This window comes from Rheinheimera faecalis (assembly GCF_021290965.1).
In the GTDB taxonomy this organism is placed as follows: Bacteria; Pseudomonadota; Gammaproteobacteria; order Enterobacterales; family Alteromonadaceae; genus Pararheinheimera; species Pararheinheimera faecalis.
Genome location: NZ_JAJOYT010000009.1, coordinates 42,270 through 57,784 on the forward strand (window position 1 = coordinate 42,270; position 15,515 = coordinate 57,784).

The following is a 15,515-nucleotide window of genomic DNA, read 5'->3' on the forward strand; positions in this document are numbered from 1 at the left end:
TTATGTTTTAGATTATGCCATTTGCAATAAAGGCCGTTCTGCAGGTTGAGTTGCTTTGGCGTAAAAACCAGATATAACCTCAGATCGCAGCGACATTAAAGCGTCACGTTGCAAAGATTTAAAATCCGCTGGTATAAAATCATTGGCTTCATTATTCACAGGCGCTTCGAAAGGCTCCCATTCAGTTCCATTTGCAGAACCTTTGGCTGGCTGTTCTGCACCGGCTCTTGCCATTTGTCCAATTTCTGCAGCTAATTCAGCCTGAGCTTCCATCAAAGTACGGCTAGCCTGTGCTGCTACAGAGCGATCTGCATTTGAAGGTTCAGCAGGCGCCAAAGCCGCAGCTTTGACTTGCTGCATTTTTTGGATAGTAGCTCGTGGGTCATTCGGAACTTCCGACACATCAATACGAACTTCCCCCCCTACAGCATATTGCTGACCATCAGGGCCTGTTTCGTATTCGTAACTCGGAGCACCAGTATACTGGCCACCTATGGCAGCATGAGCCTGCTCATGAACTTTAACTTCCTGATCACGCGCTTTTAATTCGGCAATACGTTGCTGTTCTGCCTGCTCTTCTTTTTGTTGCTGCGGGTCGTCTTTTTCCTCGCCAGAAGAACTTTGTTTTTCTTGCTCTGAACCAGATTGTGGGTCTTTTTCAACTACAGCCTGACGGTATTCCAGACCTTTAGTTTTCACATCTTCATAAGTAGTAGGAGTAGAACTGTTGCCGTTACGACTTTTTTCGTCTGCCATCAGGCCTTTTTCAGCAGCGGAACGTTCCATGGCGGCAACAGGCTCAATAACTTCACGGCGCAAGTTATCGCGCCGGGCCATATCCATGGCCGGATTACCAGTGTGCAATGGCACATTTGGGTAATTCGAAGTCAGTAACATAAAAGCTGTTTACACCCTTAAATCAATAATAGAACCCAACATTTCGTCGGCAGTCTTTACCGACTTCATATTGGCTTCAGCGTTAATTTGTTCATTCGCTAATGTCACCAGACTTTGCTCTATAGAAGGACCAGTACTTGGCTCAGCCGGAGTTTCCAGTGCACGCTGATTACTGCTTTGAGCAGTTTGCTGATTTATATTTACGGTCGCTTCAGTCACAGCGTCAGATGCGCGCTGAAAGCCCTGAAAACCGCTCGTAAAGGCTGAACTGATTTCCATCATGACCTCGTTGACTAATTGAACAGAGTAATTTAACTGAATAATTATTAGCCATTTTTCGGCAAAACGAAAGCCTGGCGGCAATTATTTGCCGTCAAAATGCAGTTTTTTCTAATTTAGTTAAGATTTAAGCGGATAAGTGTGGCAGTAACAGGGAAATAAACTCGTTTTGATGCGATATAAAGGGCGCATGCGAGGATTTTTGCAGTATCCCGACATGCAGATCTGGACGTAAGTTTTGTAATAAGGGCGCTATAGCAACAGGAACTAAGGAATCCAAACGCCCTAAAATGCTAAAAACCGGCTGCGTTAGAGCGGCAAATTCTTGCCGCAAATCCAATGCCGCCAATAACTCCAGTCCACCTTGTAAAGCAGTGGCTGAAGGCAAAGCTAAACTCAACACTGCTTGTTTTAATAGTTTAATATCCTGCCGCGCAGTGCTGCTACCCATGGCCTGAATCGCCAGAAAACGCTCCACTGTTAAAGCCAAATCCTGCTGCAATTGACCCGCGAATTGCTGCATTACCCGGCTTTCCATACCAGGCCAGTTCTCTTTGGCCATAAAACAAGGTGAACTGGCAATTAAACCCAGTTTTTTCACTTTATCTGGATGACGGCTGGCTAAAGCTATGGCCAATAATCCCCCTAAAGACCAGCCGAGCACTATGCTTTGCTCGGGAATTTGTTCAGCCAGTTGGGCCAAGACGCTATCGATATCATAAGAAACCGGACAAGGAGATAAACCAAAGCCAGGCAAATCCGGCGTATGAATATCTAACCCGGATGACAAGGCCAACACCAGCTGCGACCAGACCTGATGGTTTAAACCCCAGCCATGCAAGAACACCACTGGGTTTTGGCTAAATTTTATTTGTTCGCTCATCCGCTCGACCATACTTGTTGTTATGTTTGGCCTTTTATCAAAGCAGGGATGCAGATGCAAGCGACTTTGTTGCAGCAACTGGTGCATAAGCTGGCGCCGAACTGCTGTCTCTGGTGTCAGATGCAGGTTCAGCAGCCACAGGCCCAGCTGTGTGATTTTTGCCATGCTCATTTACCCAGCCTGGATTTAAGCTGGGTTGAACACAATGCATTGCTGCTGCCGCAAGTAGCTCAAGGCTTAACCCATCCCCGATTTGACAGCCTTTACAGCTTAAGTTGGTACAGACAACCTTATAGGCATTGGATCAGTCAGTGGAAATTTCAGCACCAGCATGCTGCAGGTGAATTGTTATGCCAGCTGCTGTATCAACGCGCTGTGCTTTATCAGCAACAAGGCGGGCCATTGCCGGACTGCATCAGCTATACACCTGTATCCAACAAAAGGTTGCAGGAAAGAGGTTTTAATCAGGCAAAACTACTGGCACTGCAGCTTGCCGAAGCCTGGCAACTACCTTGTGTCAGTTTATTTCAAAGCCCGGATCTAGTACCCCATCAGATTGGGCTTAACCGCAAAGAGCGGCTGGCGAATTTGAAAGGAAAAATTCAGTTGAAACAGCGCCCCCTACCTGCTCATGTGACTTTGGTGGACGATGTGATCACCACAGGAGCTACTCTGGATTATCTGAGCTCTTTGCTCAAAGCCAAAGGAGTCCAGACCGTCAGTGTCTGGACTCTGGCCATCACCCGAGCTTTTTAATGCGCTTCGTCTTCGCTTTCTTCTTCACCTTCACCATCAGAGGATTCAGCGCTGAACATTTTGCCAAAGTACAACGCATTGATCAGTAAGCGGCTGGAGCCGACAAAATAGCCGCGGAACACCGGATTATCTGTCATGCCAATCACACGACCTTCGCCATGATTATGCGCAACGACTGCCGCGCCTTCAGCGATACGGCTGACGTATTCAGGTGCTGTATAACCCGCCAGTTGAGGTTTATCTGTATACAGAGCCACGTTGATAAAAGGCTCTTCACCGGGGGCTAATAAGAAGGTACCGTTTTTAAACACAGGCAGGTTTTTATTCGACAGGCCAAAAGTTAAAGGATGACTTAAATCCAGTTGAGTCTGATAAATAGCACCGGCAATACGGCGTTGACCGGCCAGACTTTCTTTATCGGCATAACTTAAACCTTGATCAACAATCAACATACTCATATCAGCTGAGTTCCAGGCTTTGGTTTTCAGCAAACCTGAGCGCACCAGAAATGCGGCACCGCCTTTATGGCCCCACAACACACCGCCTTTTTTCGCCCAGTCATTCAGCAATTGCTGCTCTTTTTGCTGCAAGCTGTTGTAACTGCCATCCGGCAAAATAATGTGAGTGTAGCGACTTAAATCCACCCGGCCTAAACGCTGAGGTTCGATCAAACTTGGTGATACACCAGCCAGTTTTTCCAGATTAAACCAAACTTCGCCTGCCTCAGTGGAATTCACATCAGGGCCGGCCACCAGCAGTACATTCGGCTTGGTCACAGGCACAAAACCATTGCTACCTAAATCCTGGCCCTTGGCGGTTAAACCCGATGTTAAAGCTGTGATGGCTAAACCAGCTTGCTGCTGCGCTTTGCCCAAACGTTCAAACCAGTTGTTGTGCTGCTGCAAACCAGCGGCAATGACGATAGCTCCGGCACTAAAAGCTTGTTCACCGTTAGCAGTCTTGGCAAAAAAGGGCTTGCTGGCAGCTCGTAATACCACACCTTGGTCCAACAGCGCCTGAGTCAGCAAAGGCGCCTTTTGATCAGCCCAATCAAACGCATAAGCATAAGCACCTGCTGATGGCATCAGCACGGACTCAGGCTGCGGTGACCATTGCTCTTCTGCAACTCCAGAAGGTTTGCGGCCTACAGTACTGAATTCAATATTAAAGGCATAAGGTAAAGTCCAGGCCGATACGTCGTAAAAGGTATTGTCCTGAAAGTTGGTCTGAGTGCTGAATGCGGCTTTTAACAGCAGATACTGTGGCTGTTGCAGCGGAATATAATAAGCCTGACCTTTTTGGTAAGTCTGGCCTTTATGCTGCCATCTTTCATTGATGGGGTAAGCTTTGATCTGATGTTGTTTTAATAATGCCAGCAGAGCTTCCAAACGGGTTTTATCTGCAGCTTCAGCAATCACATAACCCTGAGTCGCATCATCAGCGGCCAGTCGCTCTGACTCCAGTACAAAAGCTTTCTGATAACTTTGCAGCGCATTTTTCTGCGCCACTGAACCCCTAAGGGTCGATAACGAAGCAATATATTGATTTTCGACAGTTTTGCTAAAAGGCAAAGGCCCGTTAATGCTGTCCTGCAGATGACCACGGCTGCTGGCCTGCTCAAACAAAATCCCCACACTGGCGTTGACGTCCGGGTAAGTAGAGCCTTTACCTATATAAAAATCGTCAAAACTTTCTTCGGTGTAATACAAACGGCCTTTTTTATCCAAAGCCGCAGCATGGTAATCGGCAATTTTAGCCGTAAGCTGCTGATTAGCGGTTGGCGTTAAAGGATAAGTACGGGTGGGAATACCAGGCTGAAAAAAGAAGGTACTGTTTGGGCCCATTTCATGAAAATCGCCCACTACAGCAGGACGCCATTTATAAAACTGCGCGATACGGGCACGGCTTTCCGGATGCTCTAACGGCAGCCAATCACGGTTTAAGTCAAACCAATAATGGTTAGGGCGCCCATTAGGCCAGGGTTCAATATGTTCGCGGCTTTGTGGGTCGGCCACTGGTGATTTGCCTTTGTGCATATTGGCCCAGGTGGCAAAACGCTCTAAACCATCAGGGTTTAAACTCGGCTGGATCAGGATAATGGTATTTTTTAGCCAGTTTTGTACTTCAGCATCCGTGCTGGTCAGTAAATGATGCGCAACCTGCACCGACGCATTAGGGCCACTGGATTCATTACCATGCACGCCATAACCTAACCAGACGATCAGCGGTAAATCATCCGCCAGTTCAGTGCCTGTCGACAGCTGAGTCAGATGCTGTAAGCGAATTTGTTCCAGCTTTTTTAAGTTTTCCGGGGATGAGATGATCAGCTGCAATAAAGGTTTTTGTTCATGGCTATGGCCAATAATCTCCAGCTGAGCTTGATCTGAGCCAGCAGCCAGTTGCTGGAAATACATTTGAATTTGATCATGGCGTAAATGCCATTCGCCCACAGGGTAACCAAAAAATTGTTCCGGGCTTTGTGGTGTCGCCATTGAGAACTGGCTACTGAACCCCAATACTAAGGCACTGATGATAGTTGTTATTTTGTACATTGTTATTCTCCCTTTCTGGCCGCTACCTTAGCAATAAAAAGTCCGGCCCGACAAGCGGGGCTGGCAAGGCACAAGAAGTCAGAGTATCATAGCCATTAACCTAGTAATTTAGTCAGGTACTACCGATGATCACCATTTCAGAACAGGCGCAGAGCCATTTTCGTAAGCTGCTGGAAAAACAGGCCGCCGGCACTCATATCCGTGTCTTCGTGGTCAACCCGGGCACTGTTTCTGCGGAATGTGGCGTGTCCTACTGCCCTGCCGACGCGGTAGAAAGCACAGATTTAGAACTGCCATTTGAAGGCTTTATGGCGATAGTGGATGCTGAAAGCAAGCCATTTTTAGTCGATGCCGAAATCGATTTTGTTACCGATCAGATGGGTTCTCAGCTGACGTTAAAAGCGCCAAACGCCAAAGTGCGTAAGGTGAACGACGACGCTTCGCTGAAGGAAAAAGTACAATACGTTATAGATGCGGAAATTAACCCGCAATTAGCTAACCATGGTGGCCGTGTTTCAGTAGTAGAACTGACAGACGACGGGATTGCGGTATTGCAGTTTGGTGGTGGCTGTAACGGTTGTTCACAAGTCGATTTAACCTTAAAAGAAGGTATCGAAAAAGAACTGTTGCAACGTTTTGCCGGTGAATTAACCGCAGTACGTGATGTGACGGATCACCAGCGTGGTGAGCATTCTTACTATTGATTTAGGGTATGTATGAGATACGGAGGCCACTTTATGTGGCCTTTATTATATTAATGTCAAAAGGAATTCCGGGATGAAACTGCTGATATGTTTATTTGCTTTGCTGAGCTTTCAAATCAGCTTTCAAAGCCATGCCGCTATTATTTTGCAGTACCATCATGTCAGCACTCAAACGCCTCGCTCCACCAGTGTCACGCCGGAAGAATTTCGTGTTCATTTGCAGTATTTAAAAGATCATAAGTATCAGGTGATTGGTTTAGATACCTTACTTGAGCAACTGCAACAAGGCAAAGAACCAGCCGATAATGCAGTGGTCATCACTTTTGACGATGGTTTTGACAATATCTATCTGCAGGCCCACCCGATCTTGCAAGAGTTTGGTTTTCCTTACACTGTGTTTTTAAGCCCGGCTTTAATAGACCGTAAAGAAGGCCCTGTGATGAGCTGGCAGCAAATTAAACAGCTGCAAAAAGACGGTGTCATTATTGCCAACCACAGCTCCTATCATAATCATCTGGCAGCTCCGAATAAAGGCGAAAGCAAAGCGCAGTGGCTGAAACGTGTGAAAACCGATATTTTGCTGGCACAAACTCAGCTCGAACAGCAATTAGGCATTAAACACAAATGGTTGGCTTACCCTTATGGTGAATTTAGCGTTGAATTGGAACAGATGGTCAAAGAGCTGGGTTTTATTGGCATAGGCCAACAATCCGGAGCTGTAGGCCTGAACAGCCTGATAACCCGCTTGCCGCGTTACCCTTCATCCAGCCAGTATGCGGCGTTAAAACATTTCACACCTAAACTGAAAACTCTGGCTTTGCCGGTGACAAAGTATCTGGCTGCCGATCCAGTCAAAGGACCAAACCCACCGACCTTAACCTTGCAAATTGACAGCACTGATTTTAAAACCAGCCAGCTAAATTGCTTTAGCAATGGTGAACCCATCAGAGTGACCTGGCTAAAACCCAACACCTTTAGCGCTAAAGCAGGTCAGAAGCTAAAAACCAGCCATAAACGCTATAACTGCACAGCGCCTTCGTTAACTAAAAAAGGCTATTTCTACTGGTATTCCCAGCCTTGGGTGATGGAGTAGTGCTGCCTTGCAATGCCGTAGGGCAATTCCTACGGCTTCATCAACACAATTTGATCCAATAACCCCAACAACAATTTAGTACCTGTGCCTGAGGCTATAGCATCAAATACATTTTCGGCATTTTTGCCTTGTTGTCCGCCGGCTAAATCACTGACGGAGCGGATCACTATCCAGTCGACTTCGTTAACAAAACAAACCTGAGCCACAGCGGCCGATTCCATTTCAGTGACTTCTGCCTGAAATACTTTTTGCAGCCATTGGCGGTACTGGGCATTGTCTAAAAATACCGAGCCTGTAACACCATTCCCACCCACTTTAATTTGGATTGGGTGGCCGGATGGCATTTTGATTGGATCTATAGTGGCGACAGCTTTTTTAGTCAGCTCAATGAGTTGTGCCGTTGCGGTGAAATAAGGCATTTGCTGCGGACTGTCCCAGCCTTGTTTAATCACGGCCATTTCTTCAGGAAAGATATAACCAAAGTTTTCATAAGCTGGTGAATGCGGATCCTGCTTTCTACGCTGCTGGTAGCTTGCCAGCGCCTGCTCATAATAATCCGGCAGAATAAATTTGCCGGCTTTGGCCGGATCCGGGTTCACATAGACGGATTCGTCATGAAAGTACCAACGTTCAGGGATAGCGATATCGCCCGGCTGGAATTGTGGATTCACAGCACCAGCAATACCCATCATCACGACCCGTTCAATAGGGAAATAATCCAGCGCCATTTGCATCGTCATGGCGGCGTTTGGCACGCTGACACCAGTGGTGAAAATGACTATGGGTTCACCTTTATAGTGGCCTAATTGATACTTTACGCCGCGGATCGTCAGTGTTTTTTCTATTTTTGCGTCTTTAAGCTCTGCAAAAGCCTCGTCAATCGCCTTAATTTCCGGCTCATAAGCAGCTACTATCGCTGTCCATTTATTGGGGGTGGTAAATGTTTTTGGACCATACTGACTAAAATCTTCGGCGCACAAATTAAAGCTAAATGCCGCAGTTAAAATTAGTAGTGGGACTAAGGCTCTTGATAGAAATTTTTTCATAAGGCTCTGCTTCTATGGTGGAGTGTGTCTCATAACTTCTTGTTATGCATACATCTCCACCATAGGGCCTTTGGCAAGAAGTTGTAAAGCCTAAGCTTGTATAGAGTAAATATTCTGTGGATTGCCCTACGGAGTTGCTGCCGCTATCACCAAAGGATAATCCGCCAAGAACTGCTGGTTATTAATCAACGGCACAGCACCTGGTTTCATTTCAGGTTTAAACATAGCCACTACTGCGCCCTGAGGGTTTAACAGCGCTATGCTGGCGCTGTGATCGACAGTGTAACGTTCCTCTGCACCATCATTAATCGCATACATCAGGCCCAGTTGACGGATAAAAGGGAATAAGTCTTTATGATCGGCTGTTCTGGCTTTGATAGGGGCTTGTTTAAAGTAGGTGATGTACTGGGCTAATTGTTCTGGAGTATCGCGTTTTGGGTCTACCGAGACAAACCAAATTTCCAGCGGATCCGGCGTCAGTTTGACTAAGTCCTGATACATGCCAGCTAATTTCGCCATCGTCATAGGGCATATATCAGGGCAATGGGTATAACCGACAAAAATCAGCGTCCAATGCCCCTGCAAGTCTTTTAATCCCACTGGCTGCTTTTGTTCATCCAGCAAATTAAATTCAGTCAAAGCTCTTGGGCTTGGGTAGACCAAAGCGGCCGCAGGCTCGGCGGGAGCAGATTTAAAACTGGCGGACAACCATACACCTGCAGCCAAAGCCACAACAGCCACTACAACCCATAACCACTTCTGCATAAAAGTATATTCCTGTTAAAGCGCTGATATAAACCAATAATGGTCCAGCAACAACACCAAGAATAATACCATCAGATGCCAAATCGAAAACTTAAAAGTTGCCATGGCGGTTTCTGGCTTGGCATTAAACTTTAATTGCCAGGCATACCAGATAAAACCTAAGTTCAGTATTGTGCTGCCGAGCAAATAAACAGCTCCTGTCATACCGACCAGATAAGGCAGCAAGCACACCAAAAACAGCACAAGGGTGTAAAGGAAAATGGCGCTTTTAGTAAATTCAATGCCATGAGTGACAGGCAACATCGGCATATTCACTTTGGCATAATCATCACGGCGATGAATCGCCAAAGCCCAGAAATGCGGTGGTGTCCAGGTAAAAATAATCATCACCAGCAACAAGGCATGGGCATGCACTTCGGCTGTCATGGCTGTCCAGCCGAGCAAAGGTGGCATAGCGCCGGCTAAGCCCCCTATAACAATATTCTGCGGTGTCGCTCTTTTTAAAAACATGGTGTAGACCACGGCATAACCAAACAAACTAGCTAAGGTCAGCCAGGCTGTCAGTGGATTGACGGCTATAAACAACAACAGAAAACCAGAACCTGCCAGCAGCAATGAAAACTTCACGGCCTGCTGTGTAGTTAAACGACCACGCGCCACTGGCCTGTTGTACGTGCGGGCCATTTGCGCATCAATACGCTGATCCACTATATGGTTCATCGCAGCAGCAGCGGCGGACAATAAGCCTATACCTAAAGTGGCGGCTATCATCAGGCCAAATTTAGGTAAACCAGGTTGCGCCAGCATCATGCCGACCCAGGCCGTCAGCACCAACAGCGCCACAACTTTAGGTTTGGTCAGTTGGTAATAGTCGCGCCATTGCTGACTATAGTGGTGGGGTAACGCCAGAACTTTAAGCATAAGCAGACTCCTTGTTTCTGTGCAGCTGATAACCAATAACCACCAGACACATCACTAAATTGGCTGCCACAAAGTTATGTGCCACCGCATTGGCCAAAGGCAAATGCAGCACCACATTGGCAAGCCCCAAACTAAATTGCAGTAATAACAGCGCCAGCACAGCGACAGCCAGGTTTTTAATCAGACCCGAACTATTGCGCCATAAGGCGATAGCATAAGCAGCAACAACCAGCAAAGTAATCACAGCCCCAACGCGATGCATCACATGCACTGTGGCCCGGGCGCTTTGACTCATCACACCGTATTCGTAATTGTCGTAGCCCAGATGCAAGGAAAACGCCTCGTCAAAATTAAGCTGACTCGCCCAGCCTGCTTCGCAGACTGGCAACTGAATACAGGCTAAAGCGGCATAGTTGGCTGCAGTCCAGCCACCCAAAGCAATCTGTGCTGCCAGCACTAGCAACACTGGCCAAAACAGCAACTTCAGGCTTTGTTTTACTGCAATTAAAGGCGCTGGTTGTAATTGCCACCAATACAGTGCCAATAACGACAGCAAAGTAAAGCCTCCCAGCAAATGCCCCATCACCACCACTGGATGCAAAGCTAAAGTCACAGTCCACATACCTAAAGCGGCCTGAAAAATCACCAACCCCAATAACAAGGAAGGTAACAACAAGCGTTTTTGTTTCAGGCTAAACAAGAAAATGGCAAGAATGAGTAAACCTAAAGTGCCGGCGAAATAGCGATGGATCATCTCATTCCAGGCTTTATGGCTTTCGACCGGTCGCTCCGGATACAAAGCTTCGGCTTGCTCAATATGATGCGCCTGCTCTGGCACCTTTAAAAAGCCGTAACAGCCAGGCCAGTCAGGGCAACCTAAACCGGCATCGGTCAGACGGGTATAAGCGCCTAATAAAATCACCAGCATAGCTAATACAATAGAGCTGCCGACCAAGCGTTTCAGGGTCATCATTACAGCCCCCTGTCGTATTTCAATAATTTGTTTAAATCAGTCAAAATGGCTTTGCCGGTTTGCACCATATGAGTTTTATCGTCGCTGACCGGATAGGTCATCAGCGCCAAACCATTTAAATCCACCAGCACCAGCTTTTGCTGTAACGCATCAGCACCCACAGGGTTAGCCTGCCACAACAACCTTTGATCTTGAGCACCACCGGATTGCCATAACTCTAAATGCTGTTGTTTGCGGCCCAAGGCTGTATACACTTGCTGCATACCATAATGAGCATTTTGACAAAGAGCGTCACAGTCTGTTTTGTCGCTGACATAGACCAATCGCCAGTGCACATCACCAGCAGCTTTGGGTAACAGCACAATTTCTTCTGTCAGCCACTGGCCTTTATTGGTCGTCGCTCCGCCAAACCAGCCCAAAGATAAAAATGCCTGAGCAAAGGCTAAAGGTAATAAAGAACACAACAAAAACAGCAGCAAAAACTTCTTCTTCGCCATTTAAAGCTCCTTCTTTGACATAAACCAGCCGATGACGACCACAGCAACAGCTAGTAATAACCATTGCAGCGCATAAGCCCGGTGTTTCTCCGGCGGCATCACCACAGCTTTATAGTGGTACAGATAAGGGGATTGTTGTTGGTATAAAAGCCCAGGGTATAGTTCCTGCCCCAGGACTTGCGAAAGCTCTGCAGGTTCGACTTGCTGCATACGTTGTGGCCACAGGCCTGTGTCTTCTAAATTCTGGCCAAGACGAAAACCTTTGAGTTCAGTGCGTAATAAAGCCATTAATTCAAATGATTCAGGAATACTAAGTTCTGGCAGTTGATCACGGCTGGGCGGCGCTTGCACCCAACCTAAATTGACTAACACTGCAGGGCCTTGATTCGATACCAGTACAGGGATCACCACGTCGTAGCCTGCTTTGCCCTGAATAAGCTGATTGTCCAGCAACCAAACCGCAGGTTTTAGCCAGACTGCTTTGCCTTGCAACATCAGGCCATCTTGTTGCTCTACCGGCACTGAAGCTAAATCTCTCCACTGCACTGGCCCTTGTTGCTCTGCAGTTTGCAACTGATCCAATTGAGTTTGCTTTTGCTCGGCACGTTGCCATTGCCAGTAACTCAACTTGATCAAAAGCGCAAAAGCGGCCAGAGTGAATACAGCCAACAGCCAGTGTCGGGATAGATGGGCAAAAGGCTGAGCTTGCATACTATAGCCTTCCTACTTGAAGTGGCAGCTTTGTTGGCTGCGTTTTCTCGCCCCAATCACATAGTTTGTCTATGCTCTTGGGGTCTCGCGCACTTGCCGCCGCGCTGCGACCCCAATTACTTTGGCTATATAATTGAGCTTTGCGAGGTTTTATGTGGATTAAACTTTTACTCATTGCACTACTGCTCTTTATTGTTTTTAATTTGTTTCGTGCCTTATTTCTGATGCTGAAAAACGATGATAATCAGCCCAGCATGTCGAAGTTCTTAGGCCGACGTGTCTGGTGGTCGGCCATTGTTTTATTGTTTGTAATCCTTGCCCTGCAGTTTGGTTTAATAACCCCACACGACAGACCCTATTAAGCCGATAAGCGGGCCCAACAAGCCCGCCTCTTCGTTACAGCACGTAGACAAAAATAAATAAACACAACCAAACCACATCGACAAAATGCCAATACCAGGCAGCGGCCTGAAAAGCAAAATGCTTATGAGCGGTAAAGTGGTTTTTCAGTACAATCCTCAGGAAAACAATAAGTAAAAATACAGCCCCTAAAGTCACATGCAGGCCATGGAAACCCGTTAGTAAAAAGAAGGTATTGCCATAAATGCCAGAGTCCAGTTTTAAACCCAGATCCTGATAGGCATGGACATACTCGACACCTTGCAGGTAAAGAAAACATGCGCCCAACAGGATAGTAAGTCCTAACATCAGCTTAAGCTGACCTCTTTTGTTTTGCTCCAAACCTATGTGAGCAAACTGCAAAGTGACAGAGGATGCTAATAAAATCAGAGTGTTATAAAGGGGTAATCCTTGCCATGGCATAGCCTGAGTTTCAGTGCCACCAGGAGTTTTCAGTAAAGGCCAGGCCGCTTCAAAGGCTGGCCACAATACAGCAGCTGTACTGGCATTATTACTAGCGCCATCCAGCCATGGAATAGCGATGATGCGGGCATAAAACAAAGCCCCAAAAAACGCAGCAAAAAACATCACTTCGGAGAAAATAAACCAACTCATGCCCTGACGGTAAGACCTGTCCAGTTGCTTGCTATACAAGCCATGCATAGACTCATCAATCACATTTCTGAACCAGCCTACCAGCATAAAAATTAAAGTGGCGACACCAGCCAGCAATAAATAACCGCCATAACCCGACTGATCTTTGGTGACGTCATTGACAAAATGACCGGCACCAAAAGCCATCATAAAAAGCGCGACTGCGCCTACTATCGGCCACGGGCTTTGGTCCGGCACGTAATAATGTTCGTATTTTTCACTCATTGTTATCCCCTGTTGCTGTCTGTGCAGTGACCGGGGTGGCAGCGTCTACTTCGTACAAGGTGTAGGACAAAGTGATAGTGCTGAACTGTTCCGGTAGTGCGGGATCGACATAAAATTGCAACGGCATTAATAACTGCTGACCTGCCGTCAGATGTTGTTGGGTAAAACAGAAACATTCCATTTTATTAAAATATAAAGCGGCCTGACCTGGCGACACCGAAGGCACAGCCTGAGCTGTCATGGCACGGCCTGTCACATTGTGCGCCAGATAATCAATACGGTGGATTTCGCCCGGATGCACCCGAAGTTTGTGGACCACAGGCTCAAATACCCAGGGCATGTTGTTATTCGGACGGGCGATAAACTCCACCAGCACTTCGCGTTTTTTATCAGGAATGGCAGCTTCTGCTGTCGCTGCCATAGTGGAGGTTTTACCGTTCAGGCCTGTTAAATCACAAAACACGTCGTACAAAGGCACTAAGGCATAACCAAAACCAAACATGGCTGCGGTCAGCAGGCATAATTTAACCACTATAGGTTGATGCTTCAGTGCCATAGAGCCCCCTACTTGATTTCAGGTGGTGTAGTAAAGCTGTGATAAGGCGCTGGCGAAGGGATAGTCCATTCCAGTCCTTCAGCGCCTTCCCATACCTGATCTGTAGCTTTTTCACCGCCTTTAATACATTTCACCACCAGCCAGACAAACAGCAGCTGAGATAAACCAAAGGCAAAACCACCTATGCTGATCAGTGCATTAAAGTCAGCAAATTGCAGAGCGTAATCCGGAATGCGTCGTGGCATACCTGCTAAGCCAACAAAATGCATAGGGAAAAACAGCACGTTGACGGAAATCAACGAACACCAGAAATGCCACTGACCTAAAGTTTCGTCGTACATATGGCCTGTCCACTTTGGCAGCCAATAATACGCAGCCGCCATAATGGAGAAGATGGCCCCTGTAACTAACACATAGTGGAAATGCGCGACGACAAAGTAGGTATCGTGGTACTGGAAGTCAGCAGGCGTAATAGCCAGCATTAATCCAGAGAATCCCCCTATGGTGAAAAGCACGATAAAGGCCAGGGCAAACATCATAGGCACTTCAAAGGTCATAGCTCCTCGCCACATAGTGGCGACCCAGTTAAAGACTTTCACCCCAGTCGGCACCGCAATCAGCATGGTGCAGTACATAAAAAACAGTTCTGCAAACACCGGCATACCCGTAGTAAACATATGATGCGCCCAGACTAAAAAGGACAGCAGCGCAATACTGGAGGTGGCGTACACCATAGAGGCATAGCCAAACAAGGGTTTACGGGCAAAAGTAGGCACTATGCTCGAGACAATACCAAAGGCCGGTAAAATCATGATGTAGACTTCAGGGTGCCCAAAAAACCAGAAAATATGCTGGAATAACACAGGGTCGCCGCCACCAGCTGCATCGAAGAAGCTGGTACCAAAGTACTTATCGGTCAGCACCATGGTCACAGCACCGGCCAGTACTGGCATGACAGCAATCAACAGGTAAGCCGTAATAAACCAGGTCCAGACAAACAATGGCATTTTCATATAGGTCATGCCTGGAGCGCGCAGGTTCATAATGGTCACTATCACATTGATGGCGCCCATAATGGATGAAATACCCATGATATGAACTGAGAACACAAAAAGTGCTGTGCTGTCGCTGCTGTAGGTGGTGGAAAGTGGTGCGTAGAAAGTCCAGCCAAAGCCAGGGCCGCCGCCTTCCATAAACAAAGACGCCAGCAGGATGCTGAAAGCAAAAGGTAAAATCCAGAAGCTCCAGTTGTTCATCCGGGGTAAGGCCATATCCGGCGCCCCTATCATCATAGGCACCAGCCAGTTTGCCAGACCGGTAAAAGCCGGCATTACGGCGCCAAACACCATAATCAGGCCGTGCACTGTGGTCATCTGGTTAAAAAAGTCGGGTTGTACTATCTGTAAACCAGGCTGGAACAACTCAGCCCGGATCACCATCGCCATAGCGCCACCGATAAAAAACATCGTCAGTGCAAATAGCAGGTATAAAGTGCCTATGTCTTTGTGGTTAGTGGTATAAAGCCAGCGTTTTAAGCCTTTAGCTGGCCCATGATGATGTTCATGCTCAGCATGAGCATGTGGATCTGTAGTAACAGTACTCAT

Annotated in this window: 17 protein-coding genes; 4 read left to right on the plus strand and 13 right to left on the minus strand. The window is 47.1% G+C overall.

The window, feature by feature from the left end; translation table 11 throughout:
- Positions 1–12 precede the first annotated feature (12 nt).
- From LSG34_RS14870 to bioH, 3 genes are all read right to left on the minus strand, one after another.
- On the minus strand, positions 13–897 hold the full coding sequence (locus LSG34_RS14870; protein WP_233009878.1) for a putative metalloprotease CJM1_0395 family protein: 885 nt from the start codon (positions 895–897) through the stop codon (positions 13–15).
- 9 nt (positions 898–906) lie between these two features.
- The gene (locus LSG34_RS14875) at positions 907–1,176 is read right to left on the minus strand and encodes an excinuclease ATPase subunit (protein ID WP_233009879.1); all 270 of its coding nucleotides are present in this window, start codon (positions 1,174–1,176) and stop codon (positions 907–909) included.
- A gap of 127 nt (positions 1,177–1,303) precedes the next feature.
- Positions 1,304–2,059 (minus strand): pimeloyl-ACP methyl ester esterase BioH, encoded by a 756-nt coding sequence (bioH, locus tag LSG34_RS14880; protein ID WP_233009880.1) that lies wholly within the window; start codon positions 2,057–2,059, stop codon positions 1,304–1,306.
- A gap of 54 nt (positions 2,060–2,113) precedes the next feature.
- Here bioH and LSG34_RS14885 point away from each other — a divergent pair, with 54 nt between their 5' ends.
- A complete protein-coding gene (locus tag LSG34_RS14885) occupies positions 2,114–2,815 on the plus strand; it encodes a ComF family protein (protein ID WP_233009882.1) in 702 nt (233 codons plus the stop codon).
- Here the strand turns inward: LSG34_RS14885 and LSG34_RS14890 are convergent.
- Entirely contained in the window at positions 2,812–5,367 is a 2,556-nt protein-coding gene (locus LSG34_RS14890; protein WP_233009883.1) for a M14 family zinc carboxypeptidase, read from the minus strand. The genes LSG34_RS14885 and LSG34_RS14890 overlap by 4 nt on opposite strands.
- A gap of 125 nt (positions 5,368–5,492) precedes the next feature.
- Here LSG34_RS14890 and nfuA point away from each other — a divergent pair, with 125 nt between their 5' ends.
- Positions 5,493–6,071: a Fe-S biogenesis protein NfuA gene (gene nfuA, locus LSG34_RS14895; RefSeq protein WP_233009884.1), complete on the plus strand. Its 579-nt coding sequence runs from the start codon at positions 5,493–5,495 to the stop codon at positions 6,069–6,071.
- Between the two features lie 73 nt (positions 6,072–6,144).
- Positions 6,145–7,164 carry a polysaccharide deacetylase family protein gene (locus tag LSG34_RS14900; protein ID WP_233009885.1) on the plus strand — a complete coding sequence of 340 codons (1,020 nt, stop codon included), beginning with the start codon at positions 6,145–6,147 and terminating at the stop codon, positions 7,162–7,164.
- 29 nt (positions 7,165–7,193) lie between these two features.
- Here LSG34_RS14900 and LSG34_RS14905 read toward each other — a convergent pair whose 3' ends face one another.
- From LSG34_RS14905 to LSG34_RS14930, 6 genes are all read right to left on the minus strand, one after another.
- A complete protein-coding gene (locus LSG34_RS14905) occupies positions 7,194–8,210 on the minus strand; it encodes a 5'-methylthioadenosine/S-adenosylhomocysteine nucleosidase family protein (RefSeq protein ID WP_233009886.1) in 1,017 nt (338 codons plus the stop codon).
- Between the two features lie 126 nt (positions 8,211–8,336).
- Complete coding sequence (locus LSG34_RS14910; RefSeq protein WP_233009887.1) at positions 8,337–8,975, minus strand: SCO family protein; 639 nt, start codon at positions 8,973–8,975, stop codon at positions 8,337–8,339.
- Between the two features lie 15 nt (positions 8,976–8,990).
- Positions 8,991–9,896 (minus strand): heme o synthase, encoded by a 906-nt coding sequence (gene cyoE, locus LSG34_RS14915; RefSeq protein WP_233009888.1) that lies wholly within the window; start codon positions 9,894–9,896, stop codon positions 8,991–8,993.
- Positions 9,889–10,869: a COX15/CtaA family protein gene (locus tag LSG34_RS14920; RefSeq protein ID WP_233009889.1), complete on the minus strand. Its 981-nt coding sequence runs from the start codon at positions 10,867–10,869 to the stop codon at positions 9,889–9,891. The genes cyoE and LSG34_RS14920 overlap by 8 nt, the downstream gene beginning before the upstream one ends.
- The gene (locus LSG34_RS14925; protein WP_233009890.1) at positions 10,869–11,366 is read right to left on the minus strand and encodes a hypothetical protein; all 498 of its coding nucleotides are present in this window, start codon (positions 11,364–11,366) and stop codon (positions 10,869–10,871) included. The genes LSG34_RS14920 and LSG34_RS14925 overlap by 1 nt, the downstream gene beginning before the upstream one ends.
- Entirely contained in the window at positions 11,367–12,077 is a 711-nt protein-coding gene (locus LSG34_RS14930; protein ID WP_233009892.1) for an SURF1 family protein, read from the minus strand.
- 152 nt (positions 12,078–12,229) lie between these two features.
- Between LSG34_RS14930 and LSG34_RS14935 the strand changes: the two genes are divergently transcribed.
- Complete coding sequence (locus LSG34_RS14935; RefSeq protein WP_233009893.1) at positions 12,230–12,439, plus strand: DUF2909 domain-containing protein; 210 nt, start codon at positions 12,230–12,232, stop codon at positions 12,437–12,439.
- 34 nt (positions 12,440–12,473) lie between these two features.
- On the opposite strand, the gene LSG34_RS14940 is transcribed toward LSG34_RS14935, so the two are convergent.
- From LSG34_RS14940 to ctaD, 3 genes are read right to left on the minus strand one after another with little or no spacing between them, the layout of a single operon-like run.
- The gene (locus LSG34_RS14940; protein WP_233009894.1) at positions 12,474–13,355 is read right to left on the minus strand and encodes a cytochrome c oxidase subunit 3; all 882 of its coding nucleotides are present in this window, start codon (positions 13,353–13,355) and stop codon (positions 12,474–12,476) included.
- Positions 13,348–13,911, minus strand: a complete 564-nt coding sequence (locus tag LSG34_RS14945; protein ID WP_233009895.1) for a cytochrome c oxidase assembly protein — start codon at positions 13,909–13,911, stop codon at positions 13,348–13,350. Before LSG34_RS14945 ends, LSG34_RS14940 begins: the two co-directional genes overlap by 8 nt.
- An 8-nt stretch (positions 13,912–13,919) precedes the next feature.
- On the minus strand, positions 13,920–15,515 hold the full coding sequence (gene ctaD / locus LSG34_RS14950) for a cytochrome c oxidase subunit I (protein WP_233009897.1): 1,596 nt from the start codon (positions 15,513–15,515) through the stop codon (positions 13,920–13,922).